The organism is Sphingobacterium sp. PCS056, assembly GCF_023273895.1.
Classification (GTDB): domain Bacteria; phylum Bacteroidota; class Bacteroidia; order Sphingobacteriales; family Sphingobacteriaceae; genus Sphingobacterium.
The window spans coordinates 4,657,201-4,679,834 of sequence record NZ_CP096883.1; the positions used below are offsets into that span (position 1 = coordinate 4,657,201).

The following is a 22,634-nucleotide window of genomic DNA, read 5'->3' on the forward strand; positions in this document are numbered from 1 at the left end:
AAAAAAAATTGATTTAATTAAAAACGCAATGCCAAAGAAGTAATTGCAAGCATATTATGCTTCTCCAAAGAATCATTTCGATTTACAAAAATAGCATCTTTACTCTGTAGTCTCTTTAACTCTGTTCGCCAGATCAAATTCGAGAAAACCGCATAATCTAACGTAGCAGAATAACCAAATGTTTGAAACCCATTAGCGGTTCCGGTATTGATCATCACGCCTTTTTTATCTTGATAATATTCTCCTCGTATCGCTATAGCCAAGTCATCATGCGGTTTATATGAAGCAATTAAAACAGGAGTAAACCAGGTGTTATAACGACTGCTTCCTTTTTCCTTCTGTTCAGCTCCCATATCAAAACCAGTTATAAGCATCCATTTATCATCCAGTTGGAACTGTCCATAAAAATGATGGAAATACCGCATCTGCCGAACTGAATCAGCTTTATCACTACCTATGAATGAGCTGCTGTTCAAGGTGATGCCGGCGGTAGGTTTATAGGTTAATTGATGACCAAAAGCAGGTGTACTATTTCCATCTACGCGTTGAATGCGCTGCCAGCCATTTAAAATCAATCCACTCATCATCCACTTTCCATCATCCGTTGTATAAGATAGTTTAGCTCCAGTTTCAAAGTAAGGAGAATTATCAGCTCCGATACTTCGAGTTAAAGTATAGCAATCCTTACTGATCGCACTTTCAAATCCAATATGGGAGGGCAAAACACCAGCGTCGATCCATAGATGGTGCTTTTCTGAGATCTTGACGCCAACATTTGCTTCATAGATATTCCGCAACGTTACAGGCTCAGCAGCATAATTTGCACTCATGTATGTTCCCGCGCCAATTGCAAGGTTAGTCCTAATTCGATCGGTTTCATAATTTAATTTAATCAATCCAAGATTTAGATTCACCTCATTATTACGATGATGGCTGTATACAAACCCAGGTCTTGTGTTGTTTTTAGGATTAGAAAAGTCGTATTGACTGTACACTTCTACATAACCACTAATTGTTAACGGTTTTTTGACTTCAACGTTTTCTTGTGCTTGCAAAATATGGATGCTTCCAAGCAATAGCATGGAACTGATGATGTATTTTTTCATATAAAATTATTTTGCAGCTAATTCATCTAATGCAATATTCAATTTCAGTACATTTATTTTTGCTGGACCAAACAATCCCCATAATGGTTTTTCGGTTTGCTCATTGACTAGTGTCCTCAATTCGGCTTCCGGTATATTTCGGATCTTCGCAATACGTTTTACTTGAACCCGTGCCGCCTGTACTGAAAAGTGTGGATCCAGACCACTCGCACTAGCCGTAATCAGATCAGCTGGTATTTCGGCCTTAGTGATGGCTGGGTTATGTACCAAAAAGGTATCTATTCTACCCTTTACCTCTTCAAGGTAAAGGGGGTTCGAAGGTCCTTTGTTACTACCTGCAGAACCTGCTGCATTATAATTTGCGGCAGAAGGTCGGGACCAAAAGTATTGATGGTCTGTAAAGGACTGACCGATGTTGCTGTAATAAGTATTGCCTTTAAAAGTGACAATTTCACCTTTGCCGCTGTTGGGAGCTACCTGTGCAATGGCCCAAACGGCAAAAGGATAGATCACCGCAAAAAAAACAATTAGGATAAGAGTCAGCTTTATCGCTGGTAATATATGCTTTTTCATATTTTTGTTTTTTAGATAAATAAGGATACAATCAGGTCGATCAATTTAATGCCGACAAAAGGCACCAAAATACCACCTACACCAAAGAAGAGCAAGTTGCGACGTAACAGTGCGCTTGCACCAATCGGTTTGTATGCGACTCCTTTCAAAGCCAATGGTATTAAAAATGGAATAATCAGTGCATTAAATATAACTGCAGATAAGATGGCACTTTCAGGACTATGTAACTGCATAATATTTAATCCCTGCAACGCAGGAATAGCCGTGATAAACAAAGCTGGAATGATCGCAAAATATTTAGCCACATCATTTGCAATACTAAAAGTAGTAAGCGTACCACGGGTCATCAATAACTGTTTACCGATCTCCACCACTTCGATCAATTTCGTAGGATCATTATCCAAATCAACCATGTTACCTGCCTCCTTAGCCGCTTGCGTCCCACTGTTCATGGCAACACCCACATCTGCCTGAGCCAATGCAGGAGCATCATTGGTCCCATCTCCCATCATCGCAACCAGACGGCCATTAGCTTGTTCCATCTTAATGTAGTTCATCTTATCCTCTGGCTTGGCCTCAGCAATAAAATCATCTACTCCGGCCTTTTCCGCTATATATTTTGCCGTCAATGGATTATCTCCGGTTACCATAACTGTTTTGATTCCCATTTTTCGTAAACGTTCAAACCGCTCTTGAATACCGGGTTTTATCACATCTTGCAGCTCAATGACTCCTAACGCAATTTCGTTCTCACAGACGACCAACGGGGTACCTCCATTTTGAGCAATTTTAGTAACCTGATCGGTTATATCTGCTGGAAATTCATTTCCGGCCTGCGTAACGATATTACGGATCGCATCTGTCGCCCCTTTACGGATTCGGGTCTGATCAAAATCAATTCCCGAACTTCTCGTCTCTGCGGTAAACTTGATAAAAATCGGTGAATTGATTTTGAATGCCATCGGATCAATACCCGCTAGCTCAATAATTGATTTGCCTTCAGGCGTTTCATCACTCATTGAACTTAATACAGCAGCTTTAACCAAACGATCAGCGGCTATGCCTCGAGTTGGATAGAAATTTGTCGCTTTACGATTACCAATCGTAATCGTACCTGTTTTATCCAATAATAAAACATCGATGTCTCCTGCAGTCTCGACAGCTTTTCCACTTTTGGTAATGACATTAGCCCGCAAAGCTCTATCCATACCGGCGATACCAATTGCAGATAATAACCCGCCAATGGTAGTGGGTATTAAACAAATAAATAGTGAAATAAATGCAGCGATTGTGATAGGAGCCTGTGCATAATCTGCAAAAGGTTTTAACGTCACGGTCACGATAATGAATACCAAAGTGAAACCTGCCAGAAGAATAGTCAATGCAATTTCATTTGGTGTTTTCTGCCGGCTTGCCCCTTCTACCAAAGCGATCATTTTATCCAAAAAACTTTCACCAGGTTCAGTCGTTACTTTTACAAGTATTTTATCGGACAATACCTTGGTACCACCTGTCACACTACTTTTATCCCCACCAGCCTCGCGGATCACTGGAGCAGACTCCCCCGTAATCGCACTTTCATCTATTGTTGCCAACCCCGAAACAATCTCGCCGTCGGAAGGAATGATATCGCCCGCTTCACAGATAAAAACATCTCCCTTAACCAATTGTGAGGAAGAAATCATCTTTCCATCTGCCAATTTAGCTGGCGTTTCTTCTCTTGTTTTACGCAGACTGTCCGCTTGTGCTTTTCCCCTTGCCTCGGCAATAGCTTCAGCAAAATTGGCAAATAGCAGGGTAAGCAATAAAATCAGAAATATGCTGAAGTTATAACCAAAGCTACCTTGTGATGTTTCTCCTGTCAATATCCATAAACTGACGATGAGCATCACAAAAGTTCCGATCTCTACCGTAAACATCACGGGATTACGAAACATCAGTTTGGGGTTCAATTTCACGAAAGACTGTCTACAAGCTTGCAATAACATGTCACTCTGAAATAATGATTGATTCTTATTCATTTTTAAATATTTATATGGACGATGGCAACGATCGTTTTTACGATATAGGCCACCGATCCGTTACCATTCAAATGAGATTAACGCATAGAAAAATATTCTGCAATAGGACCTAAGGTCAGGGCAGGGAAAAATGACAATGCTGCCACGATGATGATTACTGTAAATACCAGAATCCCAAAAGTTGCCGTATCTGTTTGCAAAGTACCTTCCCCTTCAGGAATAAACTTTTTCTTAGCCAACAAACCAGCAATTGCTACAGGCCCTATAATCGGCAAGAAGCGTGATAGGATTAAAACGATACCTGTACTGATATTCCACCAAGGTGTATTATCCCCTAAACCTTCAAATCCACTCCCATTATTTGCCGACGAAGACGTATATTCATATAAGATCTCACTAAATCCATGAAATCCAGGATTGTTTAATGTAGAGGCTCCCTGTCCAGGAAATGCTGTTGCTAAACCGGCGCTGATTAAGATCAGAAAGGGATGAATCAATGCAATGATCATCGCGATTTTCATCTCTCGAGCTTCTATTTTTTTACCTAAAAACTCAGGCGTACGTCCGACCATCAAGCCACTGATAAATACGGCCAGAATAATGAAGATAAAAAAGTTCAGAATACCGACACCTGCACCTCCATAAAAACTATTGATCATCATCGCCAGTAATTCATTCATTCCGGAAAGTGGCATCGAACTATCGTGCATGGAATTGACCGATCCAGTTGAAATCACGGTCGTCACAATGCTCCAGAATCCAGATGTCGCTGCACCAATTCGGATTTCTTTTCCTTCCATTGCACCCAATGACTGATCGATCCCCATACTTGTTAGAGCAGGGTTACCTCCCATTTCCATTTTGATATTTGGAATTGCCAATAGCAAAAATCCTACGGTCATCACGGCAAACATCATCCACGATAATTTTCTTCTTTTAATAAAGTAACCGAAAGCGAAGATCATGGCAAATGGGACGATCATCTGTGCAGCCATTTCGACCATGTTACTGAGGTAAGTCGGATTTTCAAAAGGGTGAGCCGAATTGGTTCCAAAAAAACCACCACCATTTGTGCCGATATGTTTGATGGCTACAAATGCTGCAGCAGGTCCACGTGAGACTTCCACTGTATCTCCTTGCAGACTCACCATGGTATCCTTACCCTCAAACGTCATAGGCGTTCCTTGAAAAGCAAGTATGATCGCCACAACAAAGGATAAAGGAAGTAAAATCCGTGTACAGGATTTTATAAAATATTCATAAAAATTACCTAGATCTGTAGCTGTTTTATCTCTAAAAGCTCTAAAAAGAGTAACTGCAGCAGCCATACCTGTACCGGCACTGACAAATTGTAAAAACATCAACCAATACTGTCCCAAATAACTCACCCCCGTTTCACCAGAGTAATGTTGCAAATTACAATTAACAACAAAAGAGATGATGGTATTGAATGCGAGATCTGCTGTCATACTCGGGTTTTGGTCTGGATTTAAAGGCAAACTTCCCTGTCCCATCAGTACCAGCATCCCCAACAGGAACCAGATCATATTGATGCTAAGCAGTGCAACCATATGTTGCTTCCAACTCATTTCAACCTTTGGATCAATACCTGTTAGCTTATAAAATAATCTTTCAATTGGATTGAAAACCGGATCAAAAATGGTCCTATCTCCTGCATAAACCTTGGCAATGTATTTTCCTAAAGGAATTGCTAAAGCAATCGTGCCAAGAAACATGACGATTATGGCTATAATTTCTGTATTCATAATTAAATTTTAAATATAATTTCATTCACAGTTTGACGATTTAAAACTGTTCAGGCTTTAGTAATACATATACGATATATGCAAACACGCCTACCGCTACTACAAGTAATGCTATCATCGTTTTCTTAATTTTAATTTTCTAATATCGTTTTTAGATATTCCTTCCTCAATTCCTTAGGCAGTATGTCTAAATGCTTTTTTAAACTTGCTGGACTTTCTTCTGTAGATAGTTTCGTCAGAAATTCATTTTCGATCGCATTACGGATGTATTGATTCCCTCCTTGGTAGATCAAATTCACCACTTTTGCAATCTCCCCTGCATCCGCATATTCATACTCATTTCCTGAATTTATCTTTTTTAAACACTCTTCTGCTAATTTCCGCAATACGATATAATCAGTTATCGTATCGTCTCCTAGTTCTTGATCCGAAATCCAACTACGGGATTCTGGCAGCCATTCTTCCAGTGTGCTGATCATCTTTGATTTCATCTTATTACTTCTTTATTATATCTGGAGAGAGCTCAACGAAATTATTTTTGCTATCGAACAAGATCACTTACCTGCTGGTTTTATATTAAATCTGATCAAAAAAGTCAATCGATTTAAAAAACAGTGCGAAACAGATCACACCGACCAGTAACAATACTATGGTTATCATATCTACTTAATTTATGTGCTTAGGATATCTACAAATTTTACTACTGCAAAAGTTACAATTGCAACAAAGGCAAGTTTCAATAGTCCCTGCGTGATTCCGCACTTCCAGTACCGGTCGTACTGCCTGATTTTTTTCCATTTTGAATTTAACATGAGTATTCATTTTGGAAATGGAGGATGCCAATTTTATTCCAAGTCAAAGGCAACAAAACCAAAAACCTAGAAAACAACAGGTTAGCGTAAAACGGTGAAAAAACAGAAACAAAAAAGCCTATCATTTTGATAGGCTCTATATCATAATAGAAGGATTTAATTCAATAAATACGATGTGCGACTATAGAAGATGTGGAGTTTTCATATCTACTCTATGCTCCTACGCTGCAATACAAATAAGGAAGTAATGCAAGATATCTGATACCTGTAAGCAGGGTCAGAAAATAATGATATCATGCTGAAAGTATCGTAATAGTGGACTTAACACGGACTCACCACGGACTTAACACGGATTTATGCTCTATAAAGCATGTATTCAGTATGAAGAAAACTCGAATATCCTCTTATACGAGCTGCACTTATTGGCAAGCTAACAATACTTAAAAAGTAGGCCTAAAACAACTTAAACAATGTTTTTTCGAGATTTAATAAGAGATTATCCATATCCTCAAGGGATGGATAAGCGTAAACTTGACTTCTAGTTGATCGTCTCATGATCCATCGGCGAGTCCGAGTCAATAGATAAAAAAGTCATATTCATCAGGTTAATTTATACTCTTCGATCTTACGATAAAGTGTTGCAATACCAATTTCCAACAGACGAGCCGCTTCAGCTTTATTGCCCTGCGTATGTTGCAGTACTTTTTGAATATGTAATTTTTCTACACTAGCCATGGAGAAAGCAGATAACATTTTTGCTCCAGTAGCAACAGTTAAATTAGCAAACGGAAGTGTTTCTACACCAAGAACATCGGTATCGGATAAGATTACACTCCGCTCAATACAATTCTTAAGTTCTCGAATATTTCCTTTCCAATCATGATTTTCCAATGCGGTAATGTATTCAGAGGAAAGCTGTATTTCCTTTCTTTTTGCGCGCAAAGAGTATATCTGAGTAAAATGATGAGCCAATAATCCAATATCCTGTTTACGTTCTCGCAATGCTGGCAAATAGATACTGAATACCGAAAGACGATAAAAAAGATCACTTCGGAAGTGTTCATTGGCGATCTCTTGTTCTAAATTTCGATTCGTAGCCGCAATAATACGTACATCGACCTTTGTTACTTTTGTTTCACCGATCTTCAGAAATTCACCAGTTTCCAAAACCCTTAATATCTTAGCTTGAAGTTCGATTGGCATCTCTCCAATCTCATCTAAAAAAATAGTTCCTTTATTCGCTTCTTCAAAAAGTCCTTTTTGATCTTTCATCGCGCCAGTAAAAGAACCAGCCTTATGTCCAAAGAGTTCACCTTCTAATAATTCTTTACTAAATGCCGCACAGTTGATGGCAACAAAATTAAATTTACTGCGGCTACTGGCCTGATGTACTGCTTGCGCAAAAACTTCTTTTCCAGTACCCGTATCGCCGGTCAGTAACACGGTTGTATCTGTTACAGCAACCCTTTTAGCCAAATCTATAGCATTCAAGATCGCTTTAGATTTACCTATAATCTGATCAAAAGAAAAACGATCACCAAGCTGTCTTTCGAGCTGTTGCACCCGTTTTGCCAATGCAACCTTTTCACTAGCATTGTATACCAAGGGGATGATCTTATTATTATCATCTCCTTTCGTTATATAATCAAAAGCACCATTTTTCATAGCTTTCACACCATCGGGTATATTGCCATATGCTGTCAACAAAATAATTTCAAGACAAGGGTATTTCTGCTTGATTACTTTTGTGCTGTCTACGCCACTCCCATCGGGTAATTTGACGTCGCAAATAACAACATCAATATCTTGCTCTTCCAATCGTTTCAGTCCCTTTTTGAGATCTGATGCCTGAAATACCTCGTAGCCTTCAAGTGTAATTATTCTAGCGAGTAATGTACGAATCTTATCTTCGTCGTCGATGATTAGGATAGTGCTCAATGCTTAAAATTTAGATATCAAACTTAGATAATTTTTATACGATATACACCATTATCCAGAAATATTAACATAGTTAACGTCCAAATTGATCGTAATTATCTGTAGCATATTTTTCAAAACGTGTCAATATAGCGATGTTATCCCGTTCCAATTTTGACAGCTCTTTGGTTACATCGTTAGAAACTGGCACATACCAATCTACAGGATCAAAGAATTGACGCACATTAATTTTGGTAAAAGCATAGCCGTGTCTCGCAAAAATTGTATTTCGAATAATCTCTAAATCCAACTTCTTGAGATTTTTCAGATCTCCTTCTGTCAACTTCATTTTTGAACCATTCAATTTAAATACTGCTGGAGATGCTGCCCGATACAGATCATTGATGTAGGTATACGTTGTGTCACCATCTTCAACTGTCTGAGTTTCCTTTTTTGAGGCATACCAATCTATTAATGGTTCACTATGCTCATCATTGGGCAACATGAGGTTGGCATTATATACAAACTGCTTTTTCGTCAGTTTAAAATTACGCTTTCTAACATGTACTCCTTGATCAAAAGCGGTCCAGGATCCGACCAGCGTATCGTTTTTCCATTTAAATTCAAATCGTCCATCAGATTTTTTATCACTTGGCTCATCCAAGATAAATGATATTACATTTCCGTTTTCTTCGATTTTTCCGACCAATGGCCTTAAATTGCCTTTCACGACATTCTGACCAATTACCGTATCGGCAGTAATGCGTTTGATTGTCAAATTAATTTTAGGACTGTAATCAAATCCAGCTGGAAATTCTCCCTTATTTTGAAGAATTTCTTCAGAGACCTTTTCATCGACAGTAAAGTCACCTACCCAATTCCCATACAATTCTTTGTGAATCTCATTTTCAACAACAGCTGCAACTGAATCAGTTGGGATTGAAGATTTCTTATTCGTTTTGTTATGACAAGAAGCGAGTGCGGCAAATCCAAGCACTGCAAAAAAAAGTCTTTTCATCTTATTTATTTTGGTTAATAATCCATTCTGCTAGTAGTAGATTTGGAATCCAACCTAACCAGGCAATCAGCTGATATAAATCCATGGGATTAGGGTGAAAAAAATATACTAATATGACCTTCCAATAGCGCAAAGTTAATGCCGAACATGTCAATGCAAAACTTCTGATCATAAAATTTTTATGCGCTTTGAAATCTCCAATCTTTGCTCTTAGGACAGCCTGGAGCGTATAATAAAACCATAAACAGGCTAATACGGTAAACGCAATTTGCGCTGTAAGTCCACCATTTGCTTTCATGCCAATTAGAAAACCTGAAGGTGCTGCACAACCTAAAATGATAGCAACATACAGATAACCCAGTACATGGTGTACGCGGGGGTAATTTCTTAATATAGTTTTATTGAATTGTGTAAATCCAGCTGGCAATGCTAGCACAGCAGAGATGACATGGATATAAAAGGCATATTTATACCAACTAATCTGTGTAACCTCTGTTTGCTTAATTTGTAAAAATGAAGCATCTAATTCAAAATTTCGATATCGCCATGTGATCTCGCCCATCAACATACAACTATATGTAAACAGCAATATTAGAACCAAATTATAGGTGGTATTTTTCCAGTCCGAAATCATGATCAGCACTTGATAGAATTAAGGTAATTAATCAGGGTTAATTACCTTAATTAGAAATTTAACTTAACATCCAATCGTTACACCATTTACGATAACGGCTTCTTTTTTGACCACTACTATACCATCACAAACGGCATAGGTCTCGAAATCACCATCTTTCAGATGCTTTCCTCCCTTTATCCTGACATTATTGCCAATACGGCAATTTTTATCTAAGATTGCATTTTCGATATAGCAACGTTCACCAACGCCTACAGGTGGAGGTGCTTGGGTGCTCCCTAGTTCTAATACATCTTCCAATTGCTCATAATAGTCACTACCCATCATGTACGTGTTTTTAATGACTGTGCCATGGCCTATACGGGAACGAATACCGATCAGCGAGCGTTGAATTTTATCCCCGTTGAGAATACATCCATCTGCTACGATTGTATTATTTAATGTGGTTCCCGATATTTTGGAGGGAGGCAGCATGCGCGCTCTCGTATACACTGTTTCATTAAAAAGATTGAAATCGGGAACATCATCTGTTAAACCAATATTTGCTTCAAAGAAAGAACTTATAGTACCAATATCTGTCCAATATCCATCAAATTGGTAACTCAGTACATTTTTAGAATCGATACTTTCCGGAATGATTTCTTTTCCAAAATCCATTCCTGGATTTTCTTTTAACAAAGAGGCCAAGATCCCTTTTGAAAAAACATAGATGCCCATAGAAGCTAAATAATGACGTCCACGCTTGTCCATCTCCTCGGAAACTTCAGAGCTCCAGTTTACCAATTCTTCTTTATTGGGTTTTTCGGTAAAGGAAGTAATGATATTATTTTCATCAGATTTGAGTATGCCAAATCCCGTTGCATCCTTAGCGCTTACGGGTATTGTAGCAATCGTGACATCGCCCTTGTTTTTCACATGAAAGTCGACTAGCGCGGCGTAATCCATTTGATACAATTGATCTCCTGATAATATCAGCACATAGTCATAATCGACATTCAACAAATTCTTTTGGGTTCTTCTCACTGCATCAGCTGTTCCTTCAAACCAACGATCACCTTCATTATTCTGATCTGCCGCCAAGATGTCTACAAATCCTTTACTAAAAATACTGAAATTATATGCATTTTTAATGTGCTTATTTAAAGATGCCGAGTTATACTGTGTCAGCACAAAGATTTTATTATATCCAGAATTTAAACAATTCGAAATCGGAATATCCACCAAACGGTATTTACCTGCAATTGGTACAGCTGGTTTTGAGCGCTGTTCCGTCAAAGGGTACAAACGAGTACCTCGCCCTCCCCCCAAAACAATAGAGACTACTTTGTGTGACATATTAATTCAATAATTTAGTGTACAAATCCAAGTATTTTTGAGCCGACTTATGCCATGAAAAATCCAAATTCATTTCCTTATCTCTCACTTCTGATAATAAATCGGCTTGAGCAACAATTTTTAAAGCCCTGATCACACCTTCGGTTGCATCGTTAACACGTGCTTCAGGAAATACAATTCCATAACCATTAGACTCTTGTATATCAATTACCGTATCTCGGAGACCGCCGATCCCTCTAACGACAGGAATTGTCCCGTATTGAAGCGCATATAATTGGTTTAATCCACAAGGCTCCACACGTGAAGGCATCAACAACAAGTCTGTTGCGGCATATACCTGATGTGCTAGTGATTCGTTATAACCAAAATAAACGGCTAACTGTTGCGGGTATTTTTCCATGACCTGTTGCAATGCAGCCTGTATATCTTGATCTCCAGAGCCTAAAATAAATATACTCATTTTAGCCTTAACTTTTCCTAAAAGTTGAGCAATTATTTCTGCTAATAAATCTGCTCCTTTTTCAATAGCAAATCGACCAATAAACGACATTAAAGGCAGTGAAGGGTCTAGTTTGTATTGCTCGCATAAGGCTTTTTTATTTTCATACTTACCTTTTTTGACTGAAGTAGAATCGTAATGAGTATGAATTAGCGTATCCAACATTGGATTCCAATATTCAGTATCGATACCGTTCACGATGCCATAACCTTTTTGAGATTCAGCCTTAAATAAATCTTGCAATCCATTTGCATCAACAAACAATTCTTTCAAATAGCCTTCTGATACCGTAGAAAATGCGTCGCAGCATTTAACTGCCGCCGCCATTGGATTGATCAGACCATCCCAATCCAGCAGTCCCCATCGCCACGTATCAAAACTTGGCATCAAAATTCCCTTATTCCAATTCATCCAACCTTGGTACTGTCCATTATGAACTGTAAAAAGTGTTTTTACAGATGAAAATTGTTGAAAGTCATGACTATATTTTAGTAAGAAAGGAACCAATCCAACATGATGGTCATGACAATTGATCAAATCGGGCATGATCTGATCTGCTTTTAACCAATGTAAAAATGCATGTTGAAAAGACAGCCACTGCTCCGCCTCATCTGGATAACAATACACCTCTTCCCGATCTAACTTACCAGGTATTCGGATGAGATACAAGGGAAATCCAAGTTGATCACTTGCTTCTTTCCATATTTCATAATGCAACTGTTCCGATCCCTGATAGAAAGAACCCATAGCAATCTGATCAAATTTATTTTCTTGCGTAAATTTTCGATCGTACCAAGGCATCACCACAGATGCATCAATTCCCAGCTTACGTTGATATTTTGGCAAAGCGCCTACTACATCTGCCAATCCCCCAACCTTGGCTACAGGAAAACATTCGACACTTAGATGTATTACTTTCATTATGCTTTTCGTTTTAATATTAGGCCACCCAAGGGAGGCAATGTCATCACTATGGATTGATCAAAACCCATCCAGTGTACTGTACTAGAATTATATACTGGATCACCTACACCACTTCCATAAAAATCCCGTTGGTCCGAATTCAAAATTTCTTCCCAGATTCCATTCTTCGGAACCCCCACACGAAAGTCTTGTCTCACCACAGGAGTTAAATTTAAGACGATCAATAAATCATCCTTTTCTTCATATCCTTTTCGGAGATAAGCATACACACTATTTTTATCATCGCCCTGTTCAACCCATTGAAACCCTTCTTCTACAAACGCTCTCTGATATAGCGCAGGCTGGTTTTTGTAGGTATGATTTAATCGGCTGATAAATTTAAGCATACCGCTATGGGGTGTATATTCCAACAAATGCCAATCCAAGGATTTATTTTCATTCCACTCTGTCGTCTGTGCAAATTCGTCGCCCATAAATAACAGTTTTGTACCTGTTAATGTGAACATATATACATATAGAGCTCGCAAATTGGCAAATTTCTGCCATTCGTCACCTGGCATTTTGTCTAACAGAGACTGTTTTCCATGTACAACTTCATCATGTGACAAAGGCAGCATAAAATTTTCATGATAGGCATACACCGTCGCAAAAGTTAATTTATGATGATGATAACTCCGATTTATCGGATCTTCTTTGAAGTAATCTAGGGTATCATGCATCCATCCCATCATCCATTTCATTCCAAAGCCTAAGCCACCTGCAAATGTTGGTTTACTCACTCCTGGCCATGACGTCGATTCCTCTGCTATCGTCTGTACATCAGGATAATGATGATATACAGCTTCATTGAGTTCTTTGAGAAAGTGAACTGCTTCAAGATTTTCTCTTCCCCCAAATTCGTTCGTTTCCCATTCTCCTTCATTTCGGGAATAATCCAAATAAAGCATGGAGGCAACTGCATCTACCCGCAGTCCATCGACATGATAGCGATCTAACCAAAAGAGCGCATTACTGATCAAAAAAGATCGTACTTCATTTCTTCCGTAATTAAAGATATAAGATTTCCAGTCTGGGTGAAATCCTTTTCTTAGATCTTCATGTTCGTAAAGACAGCTGCCATCAAAACGATGTAATCCATGTGCATCACCAGGATAATGCGAAGGAACCCAGTCCAGAATCACACCGATATGATTTCGGTGTAGTGATTCAATCAAATACATCAGATCTTGAGGCCCTCCATAGCGAGATGATGCAGCAAAATATCCGGTTATCTGATATCCCCAAGAAGGATAAAAAGGATGTTCCATAACGGGCAAAAACTCGACATGCGTAAATCCTGTCTCTAGGATATAGGGGACCAACCGGTCTGCAATTTCACGGTAGGACAGCAACCGTTCAGGATCCGCTGGGTCGCGCTGCCACGATCCTAAGTGCATTTCATAAACAGACATTGGCTTGTCCAAACTATTGAATTGAGCGCGCTGCGAAATCCAACTGGAGTCTTCCCATTCATACCAAGTTGTACCGACAATGGATGCAGTCTTTGGGGGTAATTCGCAGATCAGAGCAAAAGGATCTGCTTTTTCCAATCGTTCGCCGTTGGTCGACTGAATATGGTACTTATAGACCTCTCCAGTACCGATATGAGGAATAAAACCTTCCCAAATACCACTGCCATCCCAACGCACATGCAATCCATGGGTTTGTGGATTCCAACCATTAAAATTTCCTGTTACCGAAACCGCACTGGCATTGGGAGCCCAAACGGCAAAGTAAACACCAGAATTGCCACCGTGTTCAACAACATGAGAACCAAATTTCTCATACAATTTATAATGTCTTCCAGCCCTAAATAAGGATACATCAAATGCTGTAAGCAACGAAAAAACTTCTACTGGGTGACCCATGATTCGATGAGGTTTAATAATCGTAAATTATGCTATAATTAAATTTCTAAAATCTTTTTCTATCAAAACGTATTCGTTGCCCAATTCATCTTTTGACAGGCTAACTTCGACACCATCTGCTTTGATTGTTTTTATTTCAAAGGGAATTCCTACTAAATAGATTTTATAATCATCGAACCTTTCATTGTACAGCCCTTCTACTTGTTGCAATATTACCAGAGTATTGTCAGTTCCTTCTACCAGGAAGTGTTTTTCAGCATAGACACTCTGTTCATAAGCAAAAGTATCACCATGGTCTGCATAGATGTACGAGTCAAACTTGCCCTTGCTGTAATATACATTGAGTTTCAGTGCATCTATTTTGTGCTCAAAGGTATATTGCATAACGGGATATTCTGGGATGACACTTCCACCTTTAACAAAAATAGGCATCTCATCCAAAGGTGTATCGATCGTATGCTCCTGCGAACCTGCGTATGGTTGTAAATTGAAATAATAATACCAGTCTCCTTCCGGTAAGTAAACCACTTTATTTTTTTGACCCGGATTTAATACTGGTGAAACTAAAATTTTATCACCGAAACAAAATTCTTCTTCCCGAATTAAATTTTTCGGAATATGTTGTTCAACCAAAGAGATCGGTCTTAATATCGGTTCGCCGTAACGATGTTGCTGCCAAAATACCGTATAGATATAAGGCAATAACTTATACCTCATTTCAATAAATTTCTTGCATATTGCTTCCCACTCTGGTCCAAAACTCCAAGGTTCGCGATCACGCGTATCACCTGCAGAATGCACACGCATAAATGGAGAAAAGACGCCAAATTGCATCCAACGCGTAAATAGTTCACCATCCGGTTCACCCGTAAATCCTCCAATATCTGTTCCGCAGAAAGATAACCCTGACACAGACAGTCTTTGTAACTGAAGAAGTCCTATACGCAAATGCTCCCATGTCGCAATATTATCTCCTGTCCATACGGATGAATAACGTTGGGTGCCAGCATATGCTGCCCTAGTGATCGTAAACGGGCGTTTATTTTTATATAGTTTTTTCAAGCCATCATAAGTGGATCGAACCATTTGCATACCATATACATTATGGGCTTTACGGTGAGATCCTCGGTATCCATCGTAATTGTGGCGGACATCATCCGGGAAAGTACCTCTTCCAAATACGGCTGGTTCATTCATGTCATTCCAAAATCCAGCCACACCATCATCCACCAAGCCTTTGTACAAAGTGCCCCACCATTCCCTTACACTTGGGTTTGTAAAATCAGGAAACTGGCATCTACCTGGCCATACAAAACCTTCCATAAAATAATCATCTCCACGACGACAGAAGTACCGATTTTCCTGACCTTCCTTAAATACCCAGTAATTTTCGTCGACCTTAATTCCGGGATCGATCATGACTACAGTTTTAAAACCATTGGCAGCCAAGTCTGAAATCATTTTTTTAGGGTCTGGAAAATATTGTTTATTCCAAGTAAAACAGCGGTATCCATCCATATAGTCAATATCCAAATAAATGGCATCACAAGGAATTTCTCTTTTTCTAAATTCAGCTGTAACTTCTCTTACATTTTGCTCCGGGTAATAACTCCAACGACACTGATGATAACCAATACCCCAGAGCGGAGGCATAAAATGGGTACCCGTAATGCTGTGATAACGTTTTACTACATCCATCATATTGGGTCCATGGATATAATAATATTGCATCTCTCCCCCCTCAGACCAAAAACTCGTACGTTGTTTATTTTCAGAAGCAAAATCAAAGAATGTCCTAAACGTATTATCAAAGAAAATACCATATGCTTCACCCCCCGTCACACCAATATAAAAAGGAATTGTTTTGTAAAGAGGATCTTGATTAAAAGCATACCCATAGGTATCAGAATTCCAATTTTTAAAACGTTTCCCGCGCAGATTAAGATTCGTGGCTTTATCTCCTAAACCAAAGAATGCTTCATCTTCATGTGCTTTTTTACTACAGTAGACATAGTAGCCTCCAAAATCAGGATTTTCTTCCCAATGCATGGGTTTGTCATCGGCACTAAAGACTTTACCGGATAAGTCTTGAAATGAAACCAAAAAGTCTGCTTTGCGAATCGCACAAATCACTTTATTTGTTTTTACATAAAAACTGGTTTCATCCTCATCTACAGAAAAGGATACCGCATGTTGATCGGTATCGATAACGGCATAGGAAAAGTCATCCAAAAAAGAACCTTGTGGTGCTAAACGAACACGAATAATTTCATCTGAAACAATACGTATTTCGACTTTTGCGACCCCATCAGTAAAGTAAAATGTATTCCGATCTTTGCTGTAGGATCTGACTCGAGCCAGATACTTTTTCTCTATAGTCGGTAGGTCTAGTACAGGGTTATTAACATGGTGAACAGTACCATCGGATGTCTCGTCACCTAATAATTCACTTGCAAATTCCTCTTTTTTAATGGAGTCTCCCATAGCATTTATTCTTTAAATAATTTAATCAGTTTAAGCTGAACTTAAATTACAATAAATAACACAAAAACTCACTACTTAAAACATTAAAGAGTAAACTATTTTCATTTTATAGCTTATTTGCTACGTATTGCTTCTACAGGATCTAGCCTTGACGCCATCAAAGCTGGTACAATACCTGATATCAAGCCTATTAATGTGGAGATTAATACGGTTAACAATACCATCTTTAAACTCACGACAATCGTCATTCCGATTGCTAATTTTACTAACAAGGTTATTAAAAATACAATCGAGAGACCAATAGCCCCTCCTAATAAACACAGTATAATGGATTCGATCAAAAATTGAGATAGTATAAAAAAGTTTTTAGCTCCCAAAGCCTTTTGGATGCCAATAATATGAGTACGCTCTTTGACACTCACAAACATAATATTTGCGATACCAAATCCGCCAACTAAAACGGAAAAGATACCGATACAAAACCCAGCCAAATTAACAATACCAAACAATTTATCCAATTGTGAAGTAATCATAGTGGTTTGATTGATAGAAAAATCATCTTCGCGCTGTGGTGCTATACGATGTATAGAACGCATCAGTACTTTTATTTCACTTTCTGCCTCTGCTAAGGAATATTTTGGCAGAACCCGAATCGCAATGCTCGGAGAAAAATTATCATAATTGACTAAATTTCGGGCGAGCTCAAAAGGAATAAAGGCACTATTATCGGGCGAAGTATTGATCAAAACGCCCTCTCCTTCTTTTTTCAAAACACCGACCACTTGGACTTTTCGCCCCAACATATTGACATATTTGCCAAGTGGGTCGCTGTTGGGGAACAGTCCTTCGGCAATAGTAGCTCCTAATACCGCTACCAACGCCCCTGCACGAGTTTCGCTTTCCACAAAATATCTTCCTTTTTCAACATTGAAATTTTGTATGTTATATTGGTCTTGGGTACCTGCAGAAATCATCACCCCAGAGGCATTATTATTTTTATATTTAATAGTAGAGCCACCGATATTGATGATATAGGCTATTTTATCGGCAGTGGTAATCCGTTCCTTAAGTGCAAGAAAATCTTCATATTTCGGTTCCGGTCTATTCAGATACTTCCACCAAGGGAAATCGGGTCCCCCTGTCCACGGCCATTTTTCGATATATAAAGTATTGGATCCGATCTTTTTTACCGAATTTTCGATATTATTCCGTAACGTATCGACAGCAGAAAAAACGCCAATGATCGTCAAAATACCTATCGTTACACCTAATAAGGACAATAGCGTTCGTGTACGATTATCTTTTAATGCTGACAATGCGAATTTCGCACTTTCTTTTATGAGACCTATAACTAGCATATTCAGGTTCTAAAATACAATTTAGTTTTGGTTTTATGTCAAAATGAATTCATTAATCAATTTAATACCGAAAGAAACACCCTTTTAACTAAAAAATTACCTACCTTTGTATGCTTATTTATGTTCCGATAAGTCTGTTATTTGGAACTTAAATACATATACAGGCAATCATTTAAAATATCAATATTAAAGATGAAGTTATCTCAATTTAAATTCAACTTACCAGAGTCTCTTTTGGCGTCTGAACCAACTGAAAATCGTGACGAATCACGCTTAATGGTTTTACACCGCGACACTGGTAAAATTGAGCATAAAATTTTCAAAGATGTATTAGATTACTTTGATGACAAAGATGTCATGATTTTAAATAATACAAAAGTTTTTCCAGCACGTTTATATGGTAACAAAGAAAAAACAGGTGCTACTATCGAAGTATTTTTGTTACGCGAGTTAAACAAAGAACTTCGTTTATGGGACGTTTTGGTTGATCCCGCTCGTAAAATCCGTGTAGGTAATAAACTTTACTTTGGGGATGATGATCTATTAGTCGCTGAAGTTGTTGATAACACCACTTCTCGTGGACGTACTATCCGTTTCTTATTTGATGGTACGGATGAAGAATTCCGTCGCAATATTGAGATTTTAGGAGAAACACCTCTTCCAAAATACATCACACGTAAAGCTACTCCTGAGGATAAATTCCGTTACCAAACGATCTATGCTAAAAACGAAGGTGCTGTCGCTGCTCCAACTGCTGGTCTTCACTTCTCCCGCGAGTTGATGAAGCGCTTGGAATTAAAGGGTGTTGATTTTGCAGAGGTGACCTTACACGTTGGTCTAGGAACGTTCAGAACAGTGGAAGTTGAAGATTTAACGAAACACAAAATGGATTCTGAGCAGTTCATCATTACGGAAGAAGCTGCAAAAACGGTCAACAAAGCGATCGATCTAAAAAGAAGGGTTTGTGCTGTTGGTACCACTTCTATGCGTGCTATCGAATCTGCGGTTTCTGCGGATCGCCACCTAAAACCGGCTAATGACTGGACAAGTAAGTTTATCTATCCACCATACGATTTCAGTATTGCCAACTCCATGATTACCAACTTCCATACACCAGAGTCTACTTTGTTAGTGATGATTGCTGCATTTGGAGGATATGAGCATGTGATGAACGCATATGAACAAGCTGTAAAAGAAAAATATAGATTCTATAGCTATGGCGATGCCATGTTGATTATCTAATCAACTTCATAAAAAGATTAACGTGGATAAGTAGGCTATTTATCCACGTTTTTTATTTCCAATATTCCCTTATTGACACCAAATTGTGATGGATCAAAACTTCGTTTTAATAGTAGCCGCAGGTAAAGGAAGCCGTATGCAGTCTAATCTGCCAAAGCAATACTTGCTTTTAGAAAACAAGCCTGTGCTTATGCATACAATCGAAAAATTTTATGCGAGTGAAACAAAACCTCACCTTATTATTGCGATCGACTCTGAAATGGAGGACTTTTGGAAGTCTCTCTGCAAACAATATCATTTCACGATCCCGCACTCCATTAGCTATGGTGGAAAAACACGGTTTCAAACGGTAAAAAAAGGCATTGCTTTTATTAAAAAAATACTTCCTGATTTAAATGGATCTGCAATTGCCATACACGATGGTGCCCGACCACTCATCCAAACGTCTACCATTGATCTGGCTTTTGAAAAGGCAAAAAAATCAAAAGCTGTTATTGTTGCCAGATCTTCGACAGATTCTGTACGGATGACAAAAGGCACAAACACCCAGGCGATTGATCGCAATCAGATTTGGTTGGTCCAAACCCCACAGATATTTGAAGCTTGTTTGTTAGAACGTGCTTATGAGCAAGAAGAGGAAACAACATTCACGGATGATGCTTCGGTAGTAGAAAAACTTGGCTATGCGATTGAAATCGTAATGGGTGATTATAAAAATATAAAAATTACTTATCCTGAAGACTTAGAAATTGCTCAAATCTATTTAAAAATGTAAAGCATTGCCAATAGGATGTAATGGATTTTTCTATTCTTCCCTATAACTCGATCTCAAGCTGATCGTAGGCTAAGTGAATATGTTGGGGCAACTCTTGTGATACATCTTGATGTAAGCCCATGCGATGGCCAATATGTGTTAAATAGGTTTTTTGAGCACCTATCTCCTGTGCAAATTCGATCGCCTCCCCTAAAGTCAGATGGGAAATATGACTTTCTTTTTGTAGAGCATTGATCACTAAGACTTTCAGCCCTGTTAATTTTTTTCTTGTTGCGCTTGATATCGTTTTGGCATCAGTTATATACGCAAAATCATCGATTCGAAAACCCATAACTGGCATTTGATAATGCATGACTTCTAAGGGTAAAATCTCCTTATCGAATAAAGAAAATGGATTTAACGCTTCTATTTCTACCAATTCCAATCTTGGAATACCTGGATACTGCGCTCCCGAGAATGCGTAATAAAATTCGCGTCTCAAGGCCTCATGAAGCACCGGTGTTCCGTAAATATCGATGGAAGATTGTTGTTTAAAATTAAAAGCACGAACATCATCGAGACCCGCGATATGATCTTTGTGTGAATGGGTCATTAATATGGCATCCAAATGCATAACTTGTTCGCGCAGCATCTGATACCTAAAATCAGGCCCCGTATCAACGATAATATTTCGGTCATGATAATGAATCAAAATAGAAGAACGCAAGCGTTTATCAAAATGACTATTTGATCGACAAACAATACATTGACAAGCGATTACAGGTACACCCTGTGAAGTCCCCGTTCCTAAAAATTTGATTTTCAACGTTTAGATTTTAGTTTAGCAATTTGTGTATAAATGGCGGTATGCTTCTCATTAACTCGTGACTCATCGATGTCAATATCATTTAAGATGGCTATCAAAGATTGAATTTTCATTTCCAAATTCGAAAATTTATTCACCACCACTACATGTGAATTTTGTAAGACACACGCTCCTGTTTTGAATGTTCCTTTCTCATACCTCACCCGATATCCCTGATCTTTAAAAAGATCTTCAATCTTATCTAAACTACTTTGTGTAAATGCTACCAATTTCTCCTCAATTTATGCGCCCTTATATTCAAATATAGTAATTTTTAAAATTAAAAATCACTCTCCTAGTCGAAGTATTTCCTTTCCAAAGGTATCCCAGCTGTATTTTTTCTTTTCGACTTTAATATTTTCACGAAATCTATCGCATTTATCATCTTGATAAAAAGCCACTATTCCCTTCGCTATTTCTTCCGTATTAGGTTCGACAACACTTCCAACCACCTGATCATGCACCAACTCAGGTAGCCCCCCCACACGGGTAACAATCATGGGAACATCGTAATGATAGGCTACTTGTGTTATACCACTCTGGGTCGCCGATCGATAAGGTAATACAACAGCATCTGCGGCGCAAAAATATGTGCCTACAGCATCATTGGCTATGAAAGAAGTGTGGAGATATATGCGATCTTGAAGCTGATGTTTTTCAATTAATTTTTGATAATAATCTTCATCACCATAAAACTCTCCTGCCAACAACAGCTTGACATTCATTTGTTTCAATTCATTTTTTGCTAAAGCTTCTAGCAACATATCCAATCCTTTATATTGGCGGATAAAACCAAAGAAAAGGACAACCTTTTCGGCTACAGGTATCTTCAACTCTGCTCGTGCTTGTTCAAGACTGATAGAAGGTCCGTAGTTATCGTATAAGGGATGCGGGGTATAGACTGCTGGTAGTTTGGGTTTAATCGCTCTTAAATCTTTGAGTACGCTTTTACTCATGGTCACACAACCATCCACTGCATTTAAAAAATATTTTGCCAGTAGCTCATCTCCCATCCGGTGTTCATGAGGGATGATGTTATCAGCGATACACACGACTTTTGTGTGCTTATTTTGACGTACAATACGCTGAATCGTGCCTAAACACGGTCCAAAGAATGGCATCCAAAACCGCACAATCAAGAGGTCATATTTTGCTTTCTTCAACTCAAGACCTATTTTGATCCAGTTAAAAGGATTGATCGAATTCACCTTTGAAAAAATGCGCAAGCCTTTTGGAGCAGGTTCATCTGAAAACTGTGATTTACCTGGGAACAGAAAGTTAGGATATTGCAGCGAAAATGAATAAATATCTACTTCATGCCCCAATTGCTGATAATGTTGCGCCAATCGTTCATTAAATGAAGCAATTCCTCCCCCTCGCAATGGATATGCAGAACCTAAAATAACAATACGCATACCT

At 38.5% G+C, this 22,634-nt stretch carries 19 protein-coding genes; 2 read left to right on the top strand and 17 right to left on the bottom strand.

Features of this window, described 5'->3' with window-relative positions; genetic code table 11:
• Positions 1-17: 17 nt before the first annotated feature.
• The 14 genes from MUB18_RS19530 to MUB18_RS19590 form a co-directional block, all read right to left on the bottom strand.
• Complete coding sequence (locus MUB18_RS19530) at positions 18-1,106, bottom strand: porin (RefSeq protein WP_094773539.1); 1,089 nt, start codon at positions 1,104-1,106, stop codon at positions 18-20.
• A 6-nt stretch (positions 1,107-1,112) separates the two neighbouring features.
• Positions 1,113-1,679: a K(+)-transporting ATPase subunit C gene (locus tag MUB18_RS19535; protein ID WP_248754300.1), complete on the bottom strand. Its 567-nt coding sequence runs from the start codon at positions 1,677-1,679 to the stop codon at positions 1,113-1,115.
• An 11-nt stretch (positions 1,680-1,690) separates the two neighbouring features.
• Entirely contained in the window at positions 1,691-3,700 is a 2,010-nt protein-coding gene (kdpB, locus tag MUB18_RS19540; protein ID WP_248754301.1) for a potassium-transporting ATPase subunit KdpB, read from the bottom strand.
• Positions 3,701-3,777: 77 nt separating this feature from the next.
• A complete protein-coding gene (gene kdpA / locus MUB18_RS19545) occupies positions 3,778-5,466 on the bottom strand; it encodes a potassium-transporting ATPase subunit KdpA (protein ID WP_248754302.1) in 1,689 nt (562 codons plus the stop codon).
• Positions 5,467-5,506: 40 nt separating this feature from the next.
• On the bottom strand, positions 5,507-5,584 hold the full coding sequence (gene kdpF / locus MUB18_RS22060; RefSeq protein WP_084405401.1) for a K(+)-transporting ATPase subunit F: 78 nt from the start codon (positions 5,582-5,584) through the stop codon (positions 5,507-5,509).
• Positions 5,585-5,597: 13 nt separating this feature from the next.
• Entirely contained in the window at positions 5,598-5,957 is a 360-nt protein-coding gene (locus MUB18_RS19550) for a hypothetical protein (protein WP_248754303.1), read from the bottom strand.
• A gap of 921 nt (positions 5,958-6,878) precedes the next feature.
• Positions 6,879-8,216 (bottom strand): sigma-54-dependent transcriptional regulator, encoded by a 1,338-nt coding sequence (locus MUB18_RS19555; protein WP_248754304.1) that lies wholly within the window; start codon positions 8,214-8,216, stop codon positions 6,879-6,881.
• A 73-nt stretch (positions 8,217-8,289) separates the two neighbouring features.
• Positions 8,290-9,213 carry a YARHG domain-containing protein gene (locus tag MUB18_RS19560; RefSeq protein ID WP_248754305.1) on the bottom strand — a complete coding sequence of 308 codons (924 nt, stop codon included), beginning with the start codon at positions 9,211-9,213 and terminating at the stop codon, positions 8,290-8,292.
• 1 nt (position 9,214) lies between these two features.
• Positions 9,215-9,847, bottom strand: a complete 633-nt coding sequence (locus tag MUB18_RS19565; RefSeq protein ID WP_248754306.1) for a DUF2306 domain-containing protein — start codon at positions 9,845-9,847, stop codon at positions 9,215-9,217.
• Between the two features lie 63 nt (positions 9,848-9,910).
• Positions 9,911-11,182, bottom strand: coding sequence for a glucose-1-phosphate adenylyltransferase (locus MUB18_RS19570; RefSeq protein ID WP_045752930.1), 1,272 nt, complete (start codon positions 11,180-11,182; stop codon positions 9,911-9,913).
• A 1-nt stretch (position 11,183) separates the two neighbouring features.
• Complete coding sequence (locus tag MUB18_RS19575; protein WP_317233170.1) at positions 11,184-12,602, bottom strand: glycogen/starch synthase; 1,419 nt, start codon at positions 12,600-12,602, stop codon at positions 11,184-11,186.
• A complete protein-coding gene (gene glgB / locus MUB18_RS19580) occupies positions 12,602-14,512 on the bottom strand; it encodes a 1,4-alpha-glucan branching protein GlgB (protein WP_248754307.1) in 1,911 nt (636 codons plus the stop codon). Before glgB ends, MUB18_RS19575 begins: the two co-directional genes overlap by 1 nt.
• A gap of 27 nt (positions 14,513-14,539) precedes the next feature.
• The gene (locus MUB18_RS19585; protein ID WP_248754308.1) at positions 14,540-16,996 is read right to left on the bottom strand and encodes a glycoside hydrolase family 31 protein; all 2,457 of its coding nucleotides are present in this window, start codon (positions 16,994-16,996) and stop codon (positions 14,540-14,542) included.
• Positions 16,997-17,109: 113 nt separating this feature from the next.
• The gene (locus tag MUB18_RS19590) at positions 17,110-18,354 is read right to left on the bottom strand and encodes an ABC transporter permease (RefSeq protein WP_045752933.1); all 1,245 of its coding nucleotides are present in this window, start codon (positions 18,352-18,354) and stop codon (positions 17,110-17,112) included.
• A 192-nt stretch (positions 18,355-18,546) separates the two neighbouring features.
• Between MUB18_RS19590 and queA the strand changes: the two genes are divergently transcribed.
• Together queA and MUB18_RS19600 are read left to right on the top strand one after the other, a co-directional pair.
• Positions 18,547-19,596, top strand: coding sequence for a tRNA preQ1(34) S-adenosylmethionine ribosyltransferase-isomerase QueA (gene queA, locus MUB18_RS19595; protein ID WP_045752934.1), 1,050 nt, complete (start codon positions 18,547-18,549; stop codon positions 19,594-19,596).
• An 88-nt stretch (positions 19,597-19,684) separates the two neighbouring features.
• A complete protein-coding gene (locus MUB18_RS19600) occupies positions 19,685-20,371 on the top strand; it encodes a 2-C-methyl-D-erythritol 4-phosphate cytidylyltransferase (protein ID WP_248754309.1) in 687 nt (228 codons plus the stop codon).
• 40 nt (positions 20,372-20,411) lie between these two features.
• Here MUB18_RS19600 and MUB18_RS19605 read toward each other — a convergent pair whose 3' ends face one another.
• Genes MUB18_RS19605 through MUB18_RS19615 form a run of 3 tightly spaced genes read right to left on the bottom strand, consistent with a single transcriptional unit; the run spans position 20,412 to position 22,630 of the window.
• Positions 20,412-21,176, bottom strand: a complete 765-nt coding sequence (locus MUB18_RS19605) for an MBL fold metallo-hydrolase (RefSeq protein ID WP_248754310.1) — start codon at positions 21,174-21,176, stop codon at positions 20,412-20,414.
• Entirely contained in the window at positions 21,173-21,445 is a 273-nt protein-coding gene (locus MUB18_RS19610; protein WP_045752937.1) for a hypothetical protein, read from the bottom strand. Before MUB18_RS19610 ends, MUB18_RS19605 begins: the two co-directional genes overlap by 4 nt.
• A 57-nt stretch (positions 21,446-21,502) precedes the next feature.
• Positions 21,503-22,630 carry a glycosyltransferase gene (locus MUB18_RS19615; protein ID WP_248754311.1) on the bottom strand — a complete coding sequence of 376 codons (1,128 nt, stop codon included), beginning with the start codon at positions 22,628-22,630 and terminating at the stop codon, positions 21,503-21,505.
• Positions 22,631-22,634: the final 4 nt, after the last annotated feature.

Bases quoted from the DNA above. Each gene is read 5' to 3' on its own strand.
- MUB18_RS19530 (WP_094773539.1), bottom strand. From the start codon at position 1,106: ATGAAAAAATACATCATCAGTTCCATGCTATTGCTTGGAAGCATCCAT.
- queA (WP_045752934.1), top strand. From the start codon at position 18,547: ATGAAGTTATCTCAATTTAAATTCAACTTACCAGAGTCTCTTTTGGCG.
- MUB18_RS19615 (WP_248754311.1), bottom strand. From the start codon at position 22,630: ATGCGTATTGTTATTTTAGGTTCTGCATATCCATTGCGAGGGGGAGGA.
- MUB18_RS19565 (WP_248754306.1), bottom strand. From the start codon at position 9,847: ATGATTTCGGACTGGAAAAATACCACCTATAATTTGGTTCTAATATTG.
- kdpB (WP_248754301.1), bottom strand. From the start codon at position 3,700: ATGAATAAGAATCAATCATTATTTCAGAGTGACATGTTATTGCAAGCT.
- MUB18_RS19590 (WP_045752933.1), bottom strand. From the start codon at position 18,354: ATGCTAGTTATAGGTCTCATAAAAGAAAGTGCGAAATTCGCATTGTCA.
- MUB18_RS19570 (WP_045752930.1), bottom strand. From the start codon at position 11,182: ATGTCACACAAAGTAGTCTCTATTGTTTTGGGGGGAGGGCGAGGTACT.
- MUB18_RS19600 (WP_248754309.1), top strand. From the start codon at position 19,685: ATGGATCAAAACTTCGTTTTAATAGTAGCCGCAGGTAAAGGAAGCCGT.
- glgB (WP_248754307.1), bottom strand. From the start codon at position 14,512: ATGGGTCACCCAGTAGAAGTTTTTTCGTTGCTTACAGCATTTGATGTA.
- MUB18_RS19550 (WP_248754303.1), bottom strand. From the start codon at position 5,957: ATGAAATCAAAGATGATCAGCACACTGGAAGAATGGCTGCCAGAATCC.
- MUB18_RS19535 (WP_248754300.1), bottom strand. From the start codon at position 1,679: ATGAAAAAGCATATATTACCAGCGATAAAGCTGACTCTTATCCTAATT.
- kdpA (WP_248754302.1), bottom strand. From the start codon at position 5,466: ATGAATACAGAAATTATAGCCATAATCGTCATGTTTCTTGGCACGATT.
- MUB18_RS19560 (WP_248754305.1), bottom strand. From the start codon at position 9,213: ATGAAAAGACTTTTTTTTGCAGTGCTTGGATTTGCCGCACTCGCTTCT.
- MUB18_RS19575 (WP_317233170.1), bottom strand. From the start codon at position 12,602: ATGAAAGTAATACATCTAAGTGTCGAATGTTTTCCTGTAGCCAAGGTT.
- kdpF (WP_084405401.1), bottom strand. From the start codon at position 5,584: ATGATAGCATTACTTGTAGTAGCGGTAGGCGTGTTTGCATATATCGTA.
- MUB18_RS19585 (WP_248754308.1), bottom strand. From the start codon at position 16,996: ATGGGAGACTCCATTAAAAAAGAGGAATTTGCAAGTGAATTATTAGGT.